Here is a 17400-nt window from a genome sequence, read left to right as displayed (position 1 = left end):
TTATTCTGCAGCCTGCGGATAACCGATCGTCGCCATCGGCTTGAACTCATGCTTGTCCTTGCCGGAAACACGCTCCGACCAGGGATCGACCTGAGCAAATTCCTGGGAGAAGACGAAGCGCTCGTAATAGGCTTTGCGCTTTTCGGCATCGCCCATGATCTGACGGCGGATTTCCTCCAGGCCGATGCGCTTGGCCCATTTGTAGATGCGCTCGAGATAGCGGGCCTGCTCGCGGTACATCTGCGTCAGGGCCACGATATACTCCAACGCCTCGTCCTCGGTCCGGACAAGCCCGAGGACCTCCGTGCCCTTGATGTCGAGGCCGGCCGCACCGGCGAAATGGATCTCGAAGCCGGAATCCACGCAGATCACGCCGATGTCCTTGCAGGTTGCTTCCGCGCAGTTGCGTGGGCAGCCGGAGACGGCCATCTTCAGCTTGGCCGGCGTCCAGGAGCCCCACATGAACCTTTCGATCCGGATACCGAGGCCGGTGGAATCCTGTGTGCCGAAGCGACACCAGTCCGAGCCGACACAGGTCTTCACGGTGCGCAGACCCTTGGCATAAGCCTGGCCGGAGACGAAGCCGGCCTTGCCAAGATCGGCCCAGACGGCGGGCAGGTCTTCCTTCTCGATGCCGAGCAGGTCGATGCGCTGGCCGCCGGTGACCTTCACCATCGGGATCTCGAACTTGTCGACGACATCGGCGATGGCGCGCAGCTCGTTCGAATTGGTGACGCCGCCCCACATGCGCGGAACGACGGAGTAGGTGCCGTCCTTCTGGATGTTGGCATGCACGCGCTCATTGATGAACCGCGACTGGTAGTCGTCGGCATATTCGTCCGGCCAGTCGCAGACCAGGTAATAGTTGAGCGCCGGCCGACATTTGGCGCAGCCGCAGGAGGTCTTCCACTCGAGTTCCTGCATGACGGCAGGGATGCTCTTCAGACCCTTGGCCTTGATCAGCCGGCGAACGTCGTCATGGCCGAGTTCGGTGCAGGTGCACATCGGCTGTACCGCAGTCGGATTGTAGCTGTCGCCGAGCGTCAGCGCCATGAGTTGTTCGACGAGGCCGGTGCAGGAACCGCACGAGGCAGATGCCTTCGTGTGGGCGCGTACGTCATCGAGTGACGTCAGCCCCTTGCCTGAAATCGTCGAAGTGATCTTGCCCTTGCATACGCCGTTGCAGCCACAAATCTCCGCGTCATCCGGCAAGGCTGCAACGGCCGCCATAGGGTCCAGCGGCGACCCTCCCTGATAGGCCTGTCCGAAGATCAGCGTCTCGCGCATCTCCGAAATATCGGTTGCCTTCTTCTTCAGGTCATTGAACCAGGCACCATCGGCAGTTTCGCCGTAAAGTACGGTGCCGATGATCTTATTGTCCTTCAGCACCAGGCGCTTGTAGACGCCGGCGCTGGCATCGCGCAGCACGATCTCCTCGCGATCGTCGCCATCGGCGAAATCGCCGAGTGAATAAAGCTCGATGCCGGTGACCTTGAGCTTGGTCGGCGTATCCGCATGAACGAAGGCGGGCGAGCGATCGCCGGAGAGATGCGAGGCGGCGATACGGGCCATTTCATAGAGCGGCGCAACAAGGCCATAGACCATGCCGCCGACCTCGGCGCATTCGCCGAGCGCGAGAATATCGCCGTCCGAGGTCTGCATGCCGGCATCGACGACGATGCCGCGATTGACCGCAATGCCGGCGTCCTTTGCCAGGCCGACGCTTGGACGAATGCCGACGGCCATGACGACCAGCGTTGCCGGGATGATGCGGCCGTCGTCGAGCTCGATGCCCTCGACCTTGCCGTTGCCGACGATCGCCTTGGTATTGGCCTTGCAGATGACCTTGATGCCGCGTTCCTCGACCGCCTTCTGCAGCAGATAACCGGCGGCGGGGTCGAGCTGGCGCTCCATCAGCGTCGGCATGACGTGCAACACGGTGACATCCATGCCGCGCTGGGCAAGACCGGCCGCTGCCTCCAGGCCAAGCAGGCCGCCGCCGATGACGACCGCCTTTTCGCGCGACTGGGCGGCAAGCAACATCGCCTGCACGTCGTCGAGGTCGCGATAGGTGATGACGCCGGGCAGATCCTTGCCGGGAACGGGGATGATGAAAGGCACGGACCCGGTTGCGATCACCAGCTTGTCGTAGCTTTCGGTGACGCCGTGGTCGGAGGTGACGGTCTTGGCGGCGCGATCGATGTTGACGATCTTGTGGCCCTTGTAGAGCATGATGCCGTGCTTGATATACCAGCCGTCACCGTGAATGATGATCTGCTCGTAGTCCTTTTCTCCGGAGAGAACCGGCGACAGCATGATGCGGTCGTAATTGACGCGCGGCTCGGCATTGAAGATCGTGACTTCATAGCGTCCGGGCGCCTGCTCGAAGAGGTGCTCCAGCATGCGCCCGGGCGCCATGCCATTGCCGATGATGACAAGTTTTTCGGTCATATTTCCAGGTCCTTAGATCAGGTTGCAGCCACGGGCGCCGAGTGCCCTTGGCGCGACAGTTGCTTGACGGACAGGTGCATCCAGATGAGAGAGATGACGACGATCGCAAAGAGCAGCAGGAAACAGCTGGACCAAAGGCCGGTCATGTCCTTGAGGAGGCCAAAGGCAATCGGAAGGATGAAGCCGCCAAGGCCGCCCATCATCCCGACGACGCCGCCGACTGCGCCGACGTTTTCGGGGTAATAGGCCGGAATGTGCTTGTAGACGGCAGCCTTGCCGAGGCTCATGAAGAAGCCGAGCACGAAGATGACGACGATGAAGATGACGGGGGTGATGCCGAACGCCGGACCCGTCCCGGACCCAGAAGCAGCCGGCAGCGAAAGGATGAGGGTGGCGACGGCCGAAACGGCAAGCATCGTATACATCACGCTGCGCGCGCCCTTTTTATCCGACAGCACGCCGCCGAAGGCGCGGAAGATGCTGCCGGGGATGGAATAGGCGGCGGCGACCATGCCGGCGGTTTCCAGGTTGAAGCCGTAGACGCCGACCAGATAGCGCGGCAGCCACAGCGACAGGGCGACGAAGCCGCCGAAGGCGAAGAAATAATAGAGCGAGAAGCGCCAGACCTGAACGTTCTGCAGCGGCGCGAATTCTTCGACGAAACTCTTGGTAGCAACGCGGCGTTCGCGGCGGAGACGGAAGGCCGGATCATCGGTCGTGGTGAACCAAAAGACGATTGCCATCAGCGCCAGACCGACGGCCCAGATCTCGGCAACCGCCTGCCAGCCCCAAGCGAGCAGCACGAAGGGGGCGGCGAATTTGGTCACAGCCGCGCCGACATTGCCGGCACCGAAGATGCCGAGCGCGGTTCCCTGCTTCTCCGCCGGGAAGAAAGGCGAGACATAGGCGACACCGACCGCAAAGGAGCCGCCGGCGAGGCCGACGCCGAGCCCGGCGACCAACATCTGCGTATAGGTCTGGGCGTAAGAGAGCAGAAAGGTCGCCAATGCGGCGGCCAGCATGGTCAGCGTGTAGACGAGACGGCCGCCGTAACGCCCCGTCCAGATGCCAAGAACGATGCGCACCAGCGAACCGGTGAGCACGGGGGTGCCGACCAGCAATCCGAACTCGGCCTCGTTCAGGCCGAGATCCTGCTTGATGCGAATGCCGATGATCGCGAAGATCGTCCAGACGGCAAAACAGAGGGTGAAGGCTACAGTGGAGATCCACAATGCCTTGGCTGGTTCGCCGGCGGACATGGGCTGTGCTTTCTCGATGACAGACATAACTTCTCCGAGGCCCGACAAGGTCGTGCCGATCCATCGCTGAGGGTTAAAACAAAAAGCCGCTGGTCAGGACGCGCATACCCGAGGCGCGCGAAATATCCTGATCAGCGGCTTTGCTGGTGGCGCCCGCCGTTGGACGCCGAATTCTTGGGCCTTCTGGCCCAGTTGCCTGGAGGCAATCCGTTGGCCGGATTGCTCAAGCTAAAACCTGCCTCTTCAATCCGAAGAGCAATCTCTGTGTCTTCCGTGAGCGTCTATCGCGCGCTCACTCTGCGCTGATCGTCATTGACCGGTGCTACAAAGATCATGCAAGCTGCGTGCCAGTTTGGTGATTTACGTTCAAGCTACTGAATGCAAATGATATTTTACGAAACGCGCCGCCTGCTTGTTTTTCGGGCCGCCGCCCGCTCATGCAAATATTTTGTGCGCTTGTCGTGAGGCGGGCAGATGCTTGCTGGCGTTTTGTGCAGGCCGGCATCGGTTAGACCTCGTCGTCTGAAACGAAGGCGAGGGCGCTTTTGACGGCAAAACCTGCGACATAGTCAGGCAGCCTCGCCGGGTCGAAGACGTGGCCGTCCATGAAACGGTCGCCCTCGTCACTGCCTTCGATGCGGATATCGGCATCTTCAGGTGCGTTGTCGTCACCGAGAGCCGTGCGATAGAGATCCGGGCGGTAAGCGGATGCTGCGGCCCTTGCCATGTTGAGGCTGACCTCGGCCTGTCCCCAGCGGATCATCTGGCTGTAGATCCACAGCGCCTGGCTCGGCCGGGGATAATTGGCGAAGCCGGAATGGAAGATGAAATAATCGGTGATGATGCGGCGGTTACCCTTTGCGTCGAGGCTGAATTCGCCGGCGAGCACACGGCGAATGATTTCGACGGGGGCAGCGATATAGCGCGGGTCGGCAAGAGCTGCCGCCAGCGCATCGTGATTTTCCGGCCGATCGCACCACTGGGCTGCCGCGTCGAGCGCCACGATCAGCCGGGAAACGGTTTCCGGATGGCTTTCCGCCCAGTCCGGCCGCATGCCGATCACCTTTTCAGGTGCCGACGGCCAGATATCCTGTTTGGCGGCGACGATGCGGCCGACGCCGCGCTCGGAAGCGACCATGTTCCACGGCGCACCGACGCAGAAACCGTCGATCGCACCGGCTGCCAGTGCATCCGAAGTCATGGGCGGCGGCACGACCACGAGCTTGACGTCCTTGTCGGGATCGATGCCGCCGGCTGCCAGCCAGTAGCGGAATTCGTAATTGTGCGAGGAGAAGGGGTAGGTGACCCCGAAAGTCGGCAGCGGCTCGCCGCGGGCCTTCATTGCCGCCAATGTTTTTGCCAGGGCGCGGGCATTGTCGAGCGCGCTTGCCGTTTCCGGCAATCCCACGTCATTCCGCATCCTGTCGAAGAGCCGCGTCGATAGCGTGATCGCGTTGCCGCCGCGCCCCAGCGAAAATGGCGTGATCGTCGGTGAGGGATTGGAGCCGAGACCGAGCATGGAGGCGACGGGCATCGGCGACAGCATGTGGGCGATGTCGAACTGGCGGAATGCCAGGCGGTCGCGCACATTCGCCCAGGAGACGTCCTTGACGAGATCGAGCGTCAGGCCTTCCTTGCGCGCGAAGCCGAATTCCGCCGCCGCAATCAGCACCGATGCATCGACGAGCGGAATGAAACCGGCCCGCAGCACTTTCGGTCCTTCGCTGTTCACCCGCACGGGCGAGGGCAGCTCGCCGCCGGCGTTGGAGGTCGTTGTCATCATATCCACTCCGGTTTCCTCCGGAAATTCATCAGGTCGGCCATTACATCAACAGCCCCGCGGCAGTGACGACGCTCTGGGCAATTTCCGACATCTTCTTCTTTTCGTTCATCGCCGTCTGGCGCAGCAGGGCGAAAGCCTCTTCCTCGGAGAGGCCGCGCATCTTCATCAATATGCCCTTGGCGCGCTCGACCAGCTTGCGCTCCTCCAGCGCGGAGCGGGCATCGGCAAGCTCCCGCCGTAGCCGGTTGAAGGCATTGAAGCGGCTGACGGCCATGTCGAGGATCGGTTTGACGCGTTCCTTCTTCAATCCGTCGACGATATAGGCCGAGACGCCGGCATCGACAGCTGCCTCGATCGAGGCCGTGTCGGAGCGATCGACGAACATGGCGATCGGGCGACTGACGGTGCGCGTCAGCTGGAACAGATGCTCCATCATGTCGCGATTGGGATTTTCGATATCGATGATGATCACATCGGGCATCAGCGTTTCGATGATTCGCGCGATGCCGTTGACCTCATGCACGACGGTGACGCGCACATGCCCTGCCTCGCGCAGGCCTTCTTCGATGATGGAGGCGCGAATGGCATTTTCGTCGATCACCAGAATTGTCAGATCGAGATGCGTCATTGCTATATTCATGACGCAGTGCAGCAAATTTAGCAAGGCGTCCGCCTGAAAAATGTGCAAAAATAGGCGTGCGCAAAATATAATCAAATTGCCGAAATTTCAGGCGGGATCAATATACCGCGTCGGCAAGGTCTTCAGGGCTGCGGTATTTCGGATGTGAAATGGGGAACGTCATAGCCGCGCTTGACCTGTGGCCGCGCCGCAAGCCTGAGATACCATCGTTTGACGTTCGGGAATGCACTCAGGTCGATCTCGTGGCGCTGAAAACGGGAAACCCAGGGCCAGACCGCCATGTCGGCGATGGAATAATCGTCGACGAGATAGTCGCGGCCTGCGAGCCGCGCGTTCAGCGTTTCATAGAGGCGGCGAGTGTCCCTGCGAAAGAGATCCTCTGCGAAGGGCGCTTGGCCTGCATTGTAGGTCAGGAAATAATGGGCGTTGCCGAGCGTCGGCCCGAAGCCGCCCATCTGCCACATCAGCCATTCGATCGTGTGATGCCGGGCTGCACCCTGCCGGGGCAGGAAGCGGCCAGTCTTTTCGGCGAGGTAGAGCAGGATGGCGCCGGATTCGGCAAGCGTGATGCCGGTCTCGTGATCGACGATAACAGGAATCTTGCCACCCGGATTGATGGCGAGATAGTCCTGCTGGAATTGATCTCCCTTGGTAATATCGATCGTGTGGGGGCGGTAGGAGAGGCCGAACTCCTCGAGCGCGATGGATACTTTGAGCCCGTTCGGCGTGATCCAGGTATAGAGGTCGATCATCCCAGGTTCAATCGAACATCATTTCGTCGACCGGCAGCTTCGTCATTCCGAAGCGCCCGGTGACATCGTCGAGGCCAGAGAACATGTCCCGCAGAGTTTGTACGATCGTTTTGACACGAGGATCGATGACGCGATAGACAATCGCCTTGCCATCGCGGCGTCCTTCGATCACGCCGGCCTCGCGAAGCTCGCTCAATTGCTGGGAAAGCGTCGGCTGGCGGATACCGAGCTCATCCTCCATCGCCGAGACCGAAGCTTCCGTCTCTATCAGATAGCAGACGATCGCCAGGCGGTTGGCGTTGGCGATCAGCTTCAGCAATTCGCTTGCTGCGCCGACATCGCGGCAGACTCTTGAGGAAACGGGCTTCGTCAACGGTGTCGTCCTTGAAGGTTCTATAAAAAAGTAAAGTGACTGCGCTGATTTTTCAACTCCGGCTCGCTCAGTTCACTCGATCTGGTAAAAGATTTCATTGCCTATCGATTTATGGGATTTCAAAGCCGATTTTCTGCTGCTGACGACAATCGCTTCCTCGCAATCAATTTATAAAAAAGTAAATTGATTGCAGCAACCATGACGACGGTCGAAGCAATATGAGAATTGGCGTTCATCCCAATAACCTGCATCTTCGCCTCGCGCGGCTCTGGCCTGGCGCCTTCGCCGAGCTGCAGCCCGTTTTCGTCTCCTATGCCGAAGGCCGCGATACCGCGGCCCTGCTGGAAAGTGGCGACATCAATCTCGGTGGCACTGGTTCGACGCCGCCGATCGAGGCTGATATGCGCGGCCTCGGCGTTGAATATATCGCTGCCTCCGCGCCGCGCCCGGCGAACGGCGCCATCTTCGTCAGAAGCGACAGTCCGATCGGCTCCGTCGCCGAGTTGAAGGGCCGCCGGATCTCGCTGATCGACGGTTCCTTTCACACCTATTTGCTGGCCCGCAGCCTCGAAGGTGAGGGGATGAGCCTGCCCGATGTCGAGCGGGTCGAAAGCGGGGCGCGCGATGCGCTCGCCGATCTGCTCGAAGGGCGCGTCGATGCCTGGGTTGCCATGTCGCCACGTCTCGAAAAGGCGCTGGAGCGCGATGACGTCAGGCCGATCGTCCGCTGCGGCGCGGCCATTCCCAACCGTTCGCTGTTCTGGACACTGCAGCGGAACGGCCTTTCGGCGGCGGAGATCCGGGCGATCGTCTCCGAACTCAGCCGGATCGGCACCGAGATCGCCGCCGATCCGCGCTCCGCCGCCAGACTTCTTGCATCTGGCGACCGCGGCGGATCTGGCGACCGCAGCGGATCTGGCGACCGCGGGGGAACGGATATCGATGCCTGGGAAAAGGTGGTGCGCTCGCGCGACTTCACGGTGTTTCCGATCGACGACGAGATCATTGCCGAACAGCAGGAAGAGGCCGACACGCTGCTGCGCCACGGTCATTTCGACAAGCCCATCGTGCTGAAACGCCCGGAAATGACGAAATAACAAGGAATCGGGAGATGAACGTTTTCTGGTACATGTGCGCGCCCGACGGCGCTTATCCCTGGCAGCCGGAAGGCTCTCGCCAGGTCGATTACGGCTACTACAAGCAGCTTGCCCAGGCCTACGACCATCTGGGTTATACCGGGGCGCTGTTTGCGACCGGCGCCCATGATGTCTGGGTGCTGGCGAGTGCGCTGCTTGCGCACACCGAGCGGCTGCGCTTTCTCGTCGCCATCCATCCCGGCCTTGTTGCGCCGACATTGCTTGCCAAGATGGCTGCGACCTTTCAGGAATTCGCCCGCGGCCGGCTGCTGATCAATGTCGTTTCCGGCGACGCCAAGATGCTCGGCGCCTATGGCATGATGCTACCGCATGACGAGCGCTATGACATGGCGGACGAATATCTTCAGCTCTGGCACCGGCTCTTTTCCGGTGAGAGTGTCACCTATCAGGGCAAGTATTTCTCGACGGATGGCGCCAAGCTCGCCTTGCCGGTCAGCGAGAGCATCGCACCACCGCCGCTCTGGTTCGGCGGCTCCTCGGATAAGGCGCTTGAAGTCGCGGCAAAACATGTGGACACCTATCTCTCCTGGGGCGAGACGCCCGCCCAGATCGGCGAGAAGGTCGAAGCCGTAAAGGCGCGAGCCGCCCACTACGGCCGTGAACTGGAATATGGCATCCGCCTCTATGTCATCGTTCGCGACACCGACGAAAAGGCCTGGGAGGCGGCGGCCGATCTCTATGACCGTATGGATGATGCGGCGATCACCGCCAATCAGCGCTTCGTCTCAAGAAGCGATTCCGTTGGCCAACAGCGCATGACCGCACTGCATGGCGGCCTCAAGCCGGAAAACCTGCGCGATCTCGAAGTCGCGCCGAACCTCTGGGCCGGCATTGGCCTGGTCAGGCCCGGCCCGGGTACGGCGATCGTCGGTTCGCCGGATACGGTTCTGCGCACGCTCGAAGCCTATCAGAAGGCGGGCGTCGATACTTTTATTCTTTCTGGCATGCCGCTGCTTGAGGAAGCCTATCGTTTCGGCGAAAAGGTGCTGCCGCGGCTCGATGTCAGCAGGGAAGTCTCGAAGGCGCGGAACTACACCTGGTCGACGCTCTTCGATCGCGATCTTACGACCGTCAAGAGCGTCTGATCCTCTCGCCAGAAGGTAAGTTTTGTGGCCACCAGTGAATTTCATCCGATCGAACAGGCCGCTCCGGACAGCGGGGTGGCAGCGCGCCTGCTGCGGGCGATCGAAGCGGTTCTCGGCATTGCCGCGGCACTCGTTCTCGCCGTGCTGCTCTCCATGGTGCTCGTCACCGTCTGCCTGCGCTACTTCTTTAGCGCCGGCTTCATCGGTGCCGAGGATCTCGGCATCTGGCTGCATGTGGGTCTGATCGCGCTCGGCGCGCCGCTCAGCCTCAACAGCGCGCTTGCCATGCGTCTCGACGTCTTCGTCAAGATGCTGCCGGAAAGCCTGCAGAAGGTCACGCCGATCGGCGCCGATGTGTTCACCGTGCTTTCGGCGCTGATCCTGAGCTTCGGCGGCAGCGAGATCATGACGATGCTTGGCGGCGTGTCGCCGACGCTCGGCGTGCCGGAATGGATCCGCTTCGGCTTTCTCGGCGCCGGTGGCGCTCTGATCCTCGTCGTGCTGCTTCTGCAGCGCATCGCCGAAGGCAAGATCCTGCCGGTTTTGCTCTCGCTTGCCGTCGGTGTCGCGCTCTATGCCGGCATCCCGCATGTCTCGCTCGATCTCGACTGGCCGCCGAGCATCTTCCTCGGACTGATCGCCGCGGTCGGTCTCGTGCTTGCTGCGCCGCTGCCGCATGCCTTTCTTGCCGCAGCCTATGTCGTCATCGCCTTCGGCAGCAGCCTGCCCGAGCCGGCGATCGTTTCCGCGACCGTCACCGGCATATCGAAATTCCTGCTGCTCGCCATTCCCTTCTTCCTGCTCGCCGGCGGCCTGCTGACGGCCTCCGGAGTCGCCAACCAGCTCGTGCGCTTTGCCGCCGCCATGGTCGGTCATCGTAGGGCCGGGCTGGCGCAGACGACGCTGTTGACCAGCGTCCTCTTTTCCGGCGCCTCCGGCTCGTCCGTCGCAAATGCCGCCTTCGGCGCCTCGACCTTCCAGCCCGAGCTGGTCAAACACGGCTACCCTCCGGCGCAGGCGGCGGCAATCATCGCCTCGACATCGGTTCTCGACAATGTCATCCCGCCGTCGATCGCATTTCTCATCCTTGCGACCGCCACCAATCTTTCCGTCGGCTCGCTGCTCGTCGGCGGCTTCTTTGCCGGCGGCCTGATGGCCATATGCCTGGCGGTCGCCATCCATCTGACCGTACGTGAGCAAGTGCCCTTGCCGCGCTCAAACGCGAGACAGCGCTGGCAATCGGCGGTCCAGGCGATCCCAGCTTTCGGGCTCGGCGTCATCGTCGTCGTCGGCATCCGCATCGGCATCGTCACGACCACGGAAGCCGCCGCTCTTGCTGCTTTCTACACGTTGCTGCTCGGCATCGGTGCGCGCCTCGGCATTCTCTCGTTCTATGCCGCCTTCCGCCAAGCAGCAGTCGAAGCGGCGGCGATCGGCCTTCTCATCGGCACGGCCGGCCCCTTTGCCTTTTTGCTGGCGGTCGATGACGTGTCGGGACTGATCTCGCACCTGACGACAGTGCTCGGCGGCAGTGCGCTTGCGGTCATCCTGCTGTCGAACGTCATCCTGCTGGTGATCGGCCTCGTTCTCGATATCGGCGCCGCGATCCTGCTCTTCGGCCCCATCCTGCTGCCGGCAGCGGTCGCCGCCGGCATCGATCCCATTCAGTTCGGGGTGATCATCGTCGTCAACCTGATGATCCACGGACTGACACCGCCGCTCGGCATGCTGATCTTCGTCGTCAGCGGCGTCACGCGCATTCCCGCCTCAGAGCTCTTTCGGGCGGTCGTTCCCTATCTGCTCGCTCTCCTGGTCTCGCTCGCAATCCTCTGCGCCTGGGCCATCATCTTCTCGTAAACAGGACAACCCCATGGACAATTTCAACCGACGTAATTTCCTGAAGACCGCAGCTCTCGCTGGAACGGCGCTTGCAGCGCCCGCCTTCGTCCGCACGGCCGCCGCCCGCACGACGACGATCACGATCGCCTCGCTGCTCGGTGACGACAAGCCGGAAACGAAGATCTGGGTGAAGATCGGCGAACTGGTCGAAGCGAAACTCCCCGGCCAGTTCAAGTTCAATATCGTCAGGAACGGCGCGCTCGGCGGCGAGAAGGAAGTGGCCGAAGGCGTGCGCCTCGGCTCCATCCAGGCCAGCCTCTCGACGGTCTCGTCGCTCTCCGGCTGGGCGCCGGAACTGCAGATCCTCGATCTGCCCTTCCTCTTCCGCGATGCCGACCATGTTCGCAGGACCGTCGCCGGCGATGTCGGCGCCGATCTCAAGCAGAAACTGCAGGCGCAGAATTTCGTCGTCGGCGATTTCATCAATTACGGCGCCCGCCATCTCCTGACCAAAGAACCGGTGACGCGGCCCGAGCAGCTCAAGGGCAAGCGCATCCGTGTCATCCAGAGCCCGCTGCACACCAAGCTCTGGAGCGCATTCGGCACGACGCCGATCGGCATTCCGATCACCGAGACCTATAATGCGCTCGCAACCGGCGTCGCCGACGCGATGGATCTGACCAAGTCGGCCTATGCCGGCTTCAAGCTCTATGAGGTCGTGCCCGATATGACCGAGACCGGCCACATCTGGGCATCCGGCGTCATCTATTATGCCTCGACCTTCTGGGGCGGCCTCAACGACGAGCAGAAGGCGGTGTTCCAGCAGGCTTCCAGCGAAGGGGCTGCCTATTTCAACCAACTGATCGTCGACGACGAATCCAAATCCGTCGAGACGGCGCTTGCCAACGGCGGAAAGCTCTTGAAGCCGGAAGCCTTTGACGAATGGCAGAAGGGCGCCCAGGGTGTGTGGGACGATTTCGCGCCTGTTGTCGGCGGCATCGACAGGATCAAATCGGTCCAGGCCGCCTGAGCGAGGGGCAGGGCGGTTCTCCTGCAGCTTTGAACGGGGACCGATGGAAAACCGTCGGTCTCTTCATCGCACGCACTTGCCGGAAAAATAATGCCGGAGCAGGCCGGAAATCGAAAGAGCATGCCTTCGGCGATCGTGGTATATGACTTACTTAAAATCCTGGGATGGGAAGTTTTTACCTTCGGCCGGTGCGATCCTGTTGACCGCAATCTCGCGACCGCTTCCGGCGGACGGATCCCATGGCCTCGATTTGAGATAAACAACATTGAACACAAGGCTTTGGAGGGCCGACCATGAGCTTACGCATCAACGATATTGCCCCCGATTTTACCGCCGATACCACCCAGGGACCGATCAGCTTCCATGAGTGGATCGGCAGCGGCTGGGCCGTCCTGTTCTCGCATCCGAAGAATTTCACGCCTGTTTGCACGACGGAACTCGGCGCCATGGCTGGCCTTGCCGGAGAATTTTCCAAGCGTGGCGCCAAGGTCATCGGCATCTCCGTCGATCCGGTGGAAAGCCATGCCAAGTGGAAGAACGACATCAAAACCGCCACCGGCTTCGACGTCGAATATCCCTTGATCGGTGACAAGGACCTCAAAGTCGCCAAGCTCTACGACATGCTGCCGGCCGGCGCCGGCGAGAGCTCGGAAGGCCGCACGCCTGCCGACAACGCCACCGTGCGTTCGGTCTTCATCATCGGTCCCGATAAGAAGATCAAGCTGATCCTGACCTATCCGATGACGACGGGCCGCAATTTCAATGAGATCCTGCGTGCCATCGATTCAATCCAACTGACGGCCAAGCACCAGGTGGCGACACCGGCGAACTGGAACCAGGGCGAAGACGTCATCATCACCGCCGCGGTTTCCAACGAAGACGCAATCACGCGTTTCGGCTCCTTCGATACGGTTCTGCCCTATCTCAGGAAGACCAAGCAGCCGACGGCCTGATCGCTGCTTTCAAGCCATTCCCCAAGCCGCCGCGAAAGCACTTCGCGGCGGCTTTTTACTGATCAGACTAAGCGATGGCTTTATGAGCTCTCACGGCATCGCCGAATGCCTGAAACAGCGCACGATTAACAGGGTTGGTTTGCGGATCGTATTCGGCATGCCATTGCACACCCAGAGCAAATCCCGACGCGTCCTTGAACCGTATCGCCTCGATCGTCCCGTCCTCGGCAATGCCTTCGGCAACGACCCTTTCACCAAGTTCGAGGATGCCCTGTCCATGCAGGGAGTTCACCCGGATCGTCTCCCGGCCGAGGATGCGCGCAAACATCCCGTCCTCTATAAGTCGAACATCGTGACGATCACCGAAAACGATGGTGGGGTCGGGATGAATCTCGCCGGTCTCAAGGCGCGGCATTCGGTGATTCATGCGTCCGGGCAACTCCCGGATTTCGGGATGCAGCGAGCCCCCGGCGGCGACATTCATTTCCTGAAAACCGCGGCATATGCCGAAAATAGGAACGCCTTGCGCAACACAGGCTTCGATCAGTGGTAGCGCCAGCCCGTCACGATCCTCATCATAAGGCTCATGCTTGGGATCCGGCACCATGTTGAATCGGCTGGGATGGACATTGGCTCTGGCACCCGTCAGCAGAATGCCGTCGACGACAGCCAGCAGATCTGCGATATCGGCCAGTTTAGGATTGCCGGCAAACATCAGCGGCAGCGCTTCCGCGACATCGGCCACAGCCCGCAAATTGTATTCTCCGACAAGCTGGGTCGAGAATCGGCTTTCGATGATGCGGGCGTTCCCGATGATGCCGATTACAGGTCTTGCCATTGCTTGTCACACCCCAAGTCGCAACGCCAGCCGCTACCCAAGCCGCCTGGCTCCTTGGGCAGGTGATTTGCAACGCCGCGAAACCGGAACCGGCCTCGGGCTGACTGCCGGCTCGGTTGTCACTATATGGTTATCCTCGGTCGCGATGCAGGTGCAAGAGCTTTTGCGACCGCCAAGGCAGGTCCGTTAAAAGACTGAACAAGGCGAAGCTCGGAGAAGCGAATTTCCTTGGCCGAGCCGGCACTCAATCCGGAACGGGAAGGGCGCGCTGGTTGTAGAGAATCTTGCGGATGCGCGCCTGTTCCTCTTCGGAGAGCTTGCTGTTGTCGGTGCTAAGATCGGCGCCGACCGCAAGGCCACGCTGGACGCCGGGCCTTGCGCCGACCTCCTCGAACCATCGCTTGAAATGCTTGAACTCGTTGATGTCCTGACCCTGTGCCTGCCAGTTGACGGTCCAGGGATAGCTGACGATGTCGGCGATGGTGAATTCGTCACCGGCCAGATAGCGCCGGTCACGAAGCCGCATGTTGAGAACGCCGTAGAGGCGGTTGGCTTCGTCGGTGAAGCGCCGCACCGCATAGGACTGGTCGCCTTCGCGATCGGCGAGGCGGCGGAAATGACCGGCCTCGCCGAGCTTCGGCCCCTGGTTCGCCATCTGCCAGATCACCCATTGCGTGACCTCGTATTTGCCGCGCAGATCCTGCGGCCAGAATTTCCCGGTCTTCTCGGCGAGGTAGAAGAGGATGGCGCCGGATTCGAAGACGCTCAACGGACCGCCGCCATCGGCAGGCGCGTGATCGACGATGGCAGGCATGCGATGATTGGGGTTGAGTCTGAGATAATCGGGTTTGAACTGGTCGCCCCGGCCGATATTGACCGGCACCAGCCGATAGGGTGTGACCGTCTCCTCCAGGAAGATCGAAACCTTCTTGCCGTTCGGCGTCGGCCAGTAGTGGAGATCAATCATCTGCTTATCCTCGTTGGCTTAGGCATTCCTGATGAGCAGAATAGCGCTGCGACCATGGCAGGCCGAATATGTTTGTTCCAAAATCGATGGCGAAATTAAAAACCTGTGAGCGTTCCTGGCGCCAATTCGGTTGCAAATATGGAAATGGGGAAGCGTCGCGCCTCTATCGATGGTATCTAGAATCGAGCGTCGACATGGAAGTTCGAACCTGCTGAGATCCGATGATAGGCCGGAAACGTCAGTCCGACATGGGGAGGAGATCGGTGAAGGCCATGCTTTCGCTCGGTCTTCTGTTTTCCCAAGCGGACACGATAAAGGCCCAGCCGGAAGGAAGTGCCGGGCCTCCGGCCTGCTTGTATTCCGGGCCTTCGGCGTTGGGATCGGGTGAGACGCTCTGCATCCGGAAAGATAGTTTCAACCGCGACCTTTGCGTCGCGATCGAGCATTTCGCCACCGCCAATCAATTGCCGCCGGATTATTTCGCCCGTCTCATCTGGCGGGAAAGCACCTTTCGCCCCGATGCCGTCAGCTTCAAGGGAGCCCAGGGGATTGCGCAATTCATGCCCGGAACGGCGAAACTGCGCGGTCTTGAAGACAGCTACCAGGTGTTGGAAGCCCTGCGGAAATCGGCGCAGTATCTCGACGAATTGCGCAATCGTTTCGGCAATCTCGGCCTTGCCGCCGCCGCCTATAATGCCGGCGAAAACGGACTTTCCTCTTACCTAACGTCAGGGAGATTACCTTACGAGACGCGCGGCTACGTCATGGCGATTACCGCCCATACGGTCGAGGAATGGAAGGATAACCCACCGGAAGATGCGGCCGCCCCGCTCGACAAGGACAAGTCCTTCCTCGATGGCTGCGTGGCGCTTGCAGAGAGACGGACGTTGAAGGACGCGCCCTGGCGTCAGGAGGGTGAATGGGCGCCCTGGGGCGTCCAGCTTGCGGCGAATGCGAATGTCGCGGTAGTCAGGCGCATGTTTCTCGATGCCGTGCAGGATCTGCCCGCGCCCCTGAATGCGGAGCAGCCGCTGATCTTGCGCCAGCGCGATCGCAGCTTTGGTTTTCGGCCGCGTTATGCTGCCCGCATCGGCCGGCAGACGCGCATGGAAGCCAACGACCTCTGCAACCAGGTCCGCAAACACGGCGGCACCTGTCTTGTTTTCAAGAATCGATAGCGGGCCTGGTCCAGCCCCTTGATCACGAAAGTCTGCTTGCAGGATCACCTAAGCGCAGCATATTCAACACGGAAATGCCAAGGGAGGAACGATGATGCGGGTTTTGGTAATCGGAGCAACGGGCCATGTCGGAACCTATCTCGTTCCCCGTCTGGTGGAAGCCGGTCACGACGTCGTCACGATCAGCCGCGGCACGGCAAAGCCCTATACGGCAAACCACGCCTGGGCTGCCGTCGATCAGCGTCAGATGGATCGGGCAGCCATGGAGCGGACGGGTGATTTCGGCCCAGCCGTACGTGCATTGAAAGCCGACATCGTCATCGACATGATCTGCTTCACGCTGGAAAGTGCCGAGCATCTGGTGACGGCCCTGTCGGGGCATGTCGGTCACTTCCTGCATACCGGCACGATCTGGACGCATGGCCATTCGACGGTCGTACCGACGCTGGAGGAGACGCCGAAATTTCCCTTCGGCGACTATGGGACGCAGAAAGCGGCAATCGAAACCTATCTGCTGCAGCAGGCAAGGCTTCGCGGATTTCCGGCAACCATCATCCATCCCGGGCACATTGTCGGTCCCGGCTGGACGCCGCTCAATCCGGCCGGCAATTTCAACCTGCAGGTCTTTTCAACCCTTGCCCGCGGAGAGACCCTGGCGCTGCCGAATTTCGGCATGGAAACCGTTCATCACGTCCATGCCGATGATGTCGCGGCAATGTTCATGGATGCGATCGCCAACTGGAATGCGTCGACCGGTGAAAGTTTTCACGCGGTCTCGGAGCAGGCGCTGACCCTTCGCGGTTATGCGGAAGCCATGTCGCGATGGTTCGGACACGAGCCGAAACTCACCTTCGCCCCATTCGACGCCTGGGCCGAAAGTCAGACGGCTGAGGATGCGAAGGCGACCTGGGAGCATATCGCCCGCAGCCCGAATTGCTCGATCGCCAAAGCCAAACGCCTGCTCGGTTACACCCCGAGATACACCTCCCTGCAGGCGGTGCAGGAATCCGTGGGTTGGCTGGTCGGGCAGGGGCGGATCGAGACCTGATCCCCCAGCGCCGCCGGCGGCCGGCTGCTTTTGTTTTACGCAATTCC

15 protein-coding genes are annotated in these 17400 nt (G+C 60.9%); 7 read left to right on the top strand and 8 right to left on the bottom strand.

The genetic code is table 11. The annotated features are described in order from the left end of the window. The 6 genes from nirB to GR198_RS08065 all read right to left on the bottom strand — a co-directional run bounded on the left by nirB (position 1) and on the right by GR198_RS08065 (position 7258). Positions 1-2451, bottom strand: a complete 2451-nt coding sequence (gene nirB, locus GR198_RS08090; protein WP_164068207.1) for a nitrite reductase large subunit NirB — start codon at positions 2449-2451, stop codon at positions 1-3. A 17-nt stretch (positions 2452-2468) separates the two neighbouring features. After that, positions 2469-3737: an MFS transporter gene (locus tag GR198_RS08085; RefSeq protein WP_164068205.1), complete on the bottom strand. Its 1269-nt coding sequence runs from the start codon at positions 3735-3737 to the stop codon at positions 2469-2471. A 481-nt stretch (positions 3738-4218) separates the two neighbouring features. Next, entirely contained in the window at positions 4219-5499 is a 1281-nt protein-coding gene (locus tag GR198_RS08080) for a CmpA/NrtA family ABC transporter substrate-binding protein (protein WP_312876438.1), read from the bottom strand. Between the two features lie 34 nt (positions 5500-5533). Further along, positions 5534-6121: an ANTAR domain-containing response regulator gene (locus tag GR198_RS08075; RefSeq protein WP_018241751.1), complete on the bottom strand. Its 588-nt coding sequence runs from the start codon at positions 6119-6121 to the stop codon at positions 5534-5536. A gap of 134 nt (positions 6122-6255) precedes the next feature. Continuing rightward, positions 6256-6885, bottom strand: coding sequence for a glutathione S-transferase family protein (locus GR198_RS08070; RefSeq protein WP_164068203.1), 630 nt, complete (start codon positions 6883-6885; stop codon positions 6256-6258). Positions 6886-6892: 7 nt separating this feature from the next. After that, complete coding sequence (locus GR198_RS08065; RefSeq protein WP_164068201.1) at positions 6893-7258, bottom strand: ArsR/SmtB family transcription factor; 366 nt, start codon at positions 7256-7258, stop codon at positions 6893-6895. A gap of 218 nt (positions 7259-7476) precedes the next feature. Between GR198_RS08065 and GR198_RS08060 the strand changes: the two genes are divergently transcribed. The 5 genes from GR198_RS08060 (at position 7477) to GR198_RS08040 (ending at position 13322) form a co-directional block, all read left to right on the top strand. Continuing rightward, on the top strand, positions 7477-8355 hold the full coding sequence (locus GR198_RS08060) for an ABC transporter substrate-binding protein (protein WP_164068200.1): 879 nt from the start codon (positions 7477-7479) through the stop codon (positions 8353-8355). A 14-nt stretch (positions 8356-8369) separates the two neighbouring features. Further along, positions 8370-9500, top strand: coding sequence for an LLM class flavin-dependent oxidoreductase (locus tag GR198_RS08055; RefSeq protein ID WP_164068198.1), 1131 nt, complete (start codon positions 8370-8372; stop codon positions 9498-9500). 24 nt (positions 9501-9524) lie between these two features. Beyond that, a complete protein-coding gene (locus tag GR198_RS08050; RefSeq protein WP_164068196.1) occupies positions 9525-11357 on the top strand; it encodes a TRAP transporter large permease in 1833 nt (610 codons plus the stop codon). A 13-nt stretch (positions 11358-11370) separates the two neighbouring features. Continuing rightward, the gene (locus GR198_RS08045; RefSeq protein ID WP_164068194.1) at positions 11371-12369 is read left to right on the top strand and encodes a TRAP transporter substrate-binding protein; all 999 of its coding nucleotides are present in this window, start codon (positions 11371-11373) and stop codon (positions 12367-12369) included. Positions 12370-12662: 293 nt separating this feature from the next. Further along, entirely contained in the window at positions 12663-13322 is a 660-nt protein-coding gene (locus GR198_RS08040; RefSeq protein ID WP_003538881.1) for a peroxiredoxin, read from the top strand. A 67-nt stretch (positions 13323-13389) separates the two neighbouring features. Here GR198_RS08040 and GR198_RS08035 read toward each other — a convergent pair whose 3' ends face one another. Both GR198_RS08035 and GR198_RS08030 read right to left on the bottom strand, forming a co-directional pair. Continuing rightward, positions 13390-14160 carry a gamma-glutamyl-gamma-aminobutyrate hydrolase family protein gene (locus tag GR198_RS08035; protein WP_017993734.1) on the bottom strand — a complete coding sequence of 257 codons (771 nt, stop codon included), beginning with the start codon at positions 14158-14160 and terminating at the stop codon, positions 13390-13392. A gap of 244 nt (positions 14161-14404) precedes the next feature. Further along, entirely contained in the window at positions 14405-15127 is a 723-nt protein-coding gene (locus GR198_RS08030) for a glutathione binding-like protein (protein ID WP_164068192.1), read from the bottom strand. A 221-nt stretch (positions 15128-15348) separates the two neighbouring features. Here GR198_RS08030 and GR198_RS08025 point away from each other — a divergent pair, with 221 nt between their 5' ends. After that, complete coding sequence (locus tag GR198_RS08025; RefSeq protein ID WP_164068190.1) at positions 15349-16305, top strand: lytic transglycosylase domain-containing protein; 957 nt, start codon at positions 15349-15351, stop codon at positions 16303-16305. 91 nt (positions 16306-16396) lie between these two features. After that, entirely contained in the window at positions 16397-17353 is a 957-nt protein-coding gene (locus tag GR198_RS08020) for an NAD-dependent epimerase/dehydratase family protein (RefSeq protein WP_204337033.1), read from the top strand. The last annotated feature ends 47 nt before the right edge of the window (positions 17354-17400 follow it).

Origin of the sequence: Rhizobium leguminosarum, from assembly GCF_010668065.1 — a bacterium.
Lineage (GTDB): Bacteria > Pseudomonadota > Alphaproteobacteria > Rhizobiales > Rhizobiaceae > Rhizobium > Rhizobium leguminosarum_S.
This window is presented reverse-complemented; position numbering and strand designations above follow the sequence as displayed.

Coding starts and splice junctions, on each gene's coding strand:
- nirB (WP_164068207.1), bottom strand. CDS start 2,451: ATGACCGAAAAACTTGTCATCATCGGCAATGGCATGGCGCCCGGGCGC.
- GR198_RS08085 (WP_164068205.1), bottom strand. CDS start 3,737: ATGTCTGTCATCGAGAAAGCACAGCCCATGTCCGCCGGCGAACCAGCC.
- GR198_RS08075 (WP_018241751.1), bottom strand. CDS start 6,121: ATGACGCATCTCGATCTGACAATTCTGGTGATCGACGAAAATGCCATT.
- GR198_RS08070 (WP_164068203.1), bottom strand. CDS start 6,885: ATGATCGACCTCTATACCTGGATCACGCCGAACGGGCTCAAAGTATCC.
- GR198_RS08060 (WP_164068200.1), top strand. CDS start 7,477: ATGAGAATTGGCGTTCATCCCAATAACCTGCATCTTCGCCTCGCGCGG.
- GR198_RS08055 (WP_164068198.1), top strand. CDS start 8,370: ATGAACGTTTTCTGGTACATGTGCGCGCCCGACGGCGCTTATCCCTGG.
- GR198_RS08045 (WP_164068194.1), top strand. CDS start 11,371: ATGGACAATTTCAACCGACGTAATTTCCTGAAGACCGCAGCTCTCGCT.
- GR198_RS08040 (WP_003538881.1), top strand. CDS start 12,663: ATGAGCTTACGCATCAACGATATTGCCCCCGATTTTACCGCCGATACC.
- GR198_RS08035 (WP_017993734.1), bottom strand. CDS start 14,160: ATGGCAAGACCTGTAATCGGCATCATCGGGAACGCCCGCATCATCGAA.
- GR198_RS08030 (WP_164068192.1), bottom strand. CDS start 15,127: ATGATTGATCTCCACTACTGGCCGACGCCGAACGGCAAGAAGGTTTCG.
- GR198_RS08025 (WP_164068190.1), top strand. CDS start 15,349: ATGATAGGCCGGAAACGTCAGTCCGACATGGGGAGGAGATCGGTGAAG.
- GR198_RS08020 (WP_204337033.1), top strand. CDS start 16,397: ATGATGCGGGTTTTGGTAATCGGAGCAACGGGCCATGTCGGAACCTAT.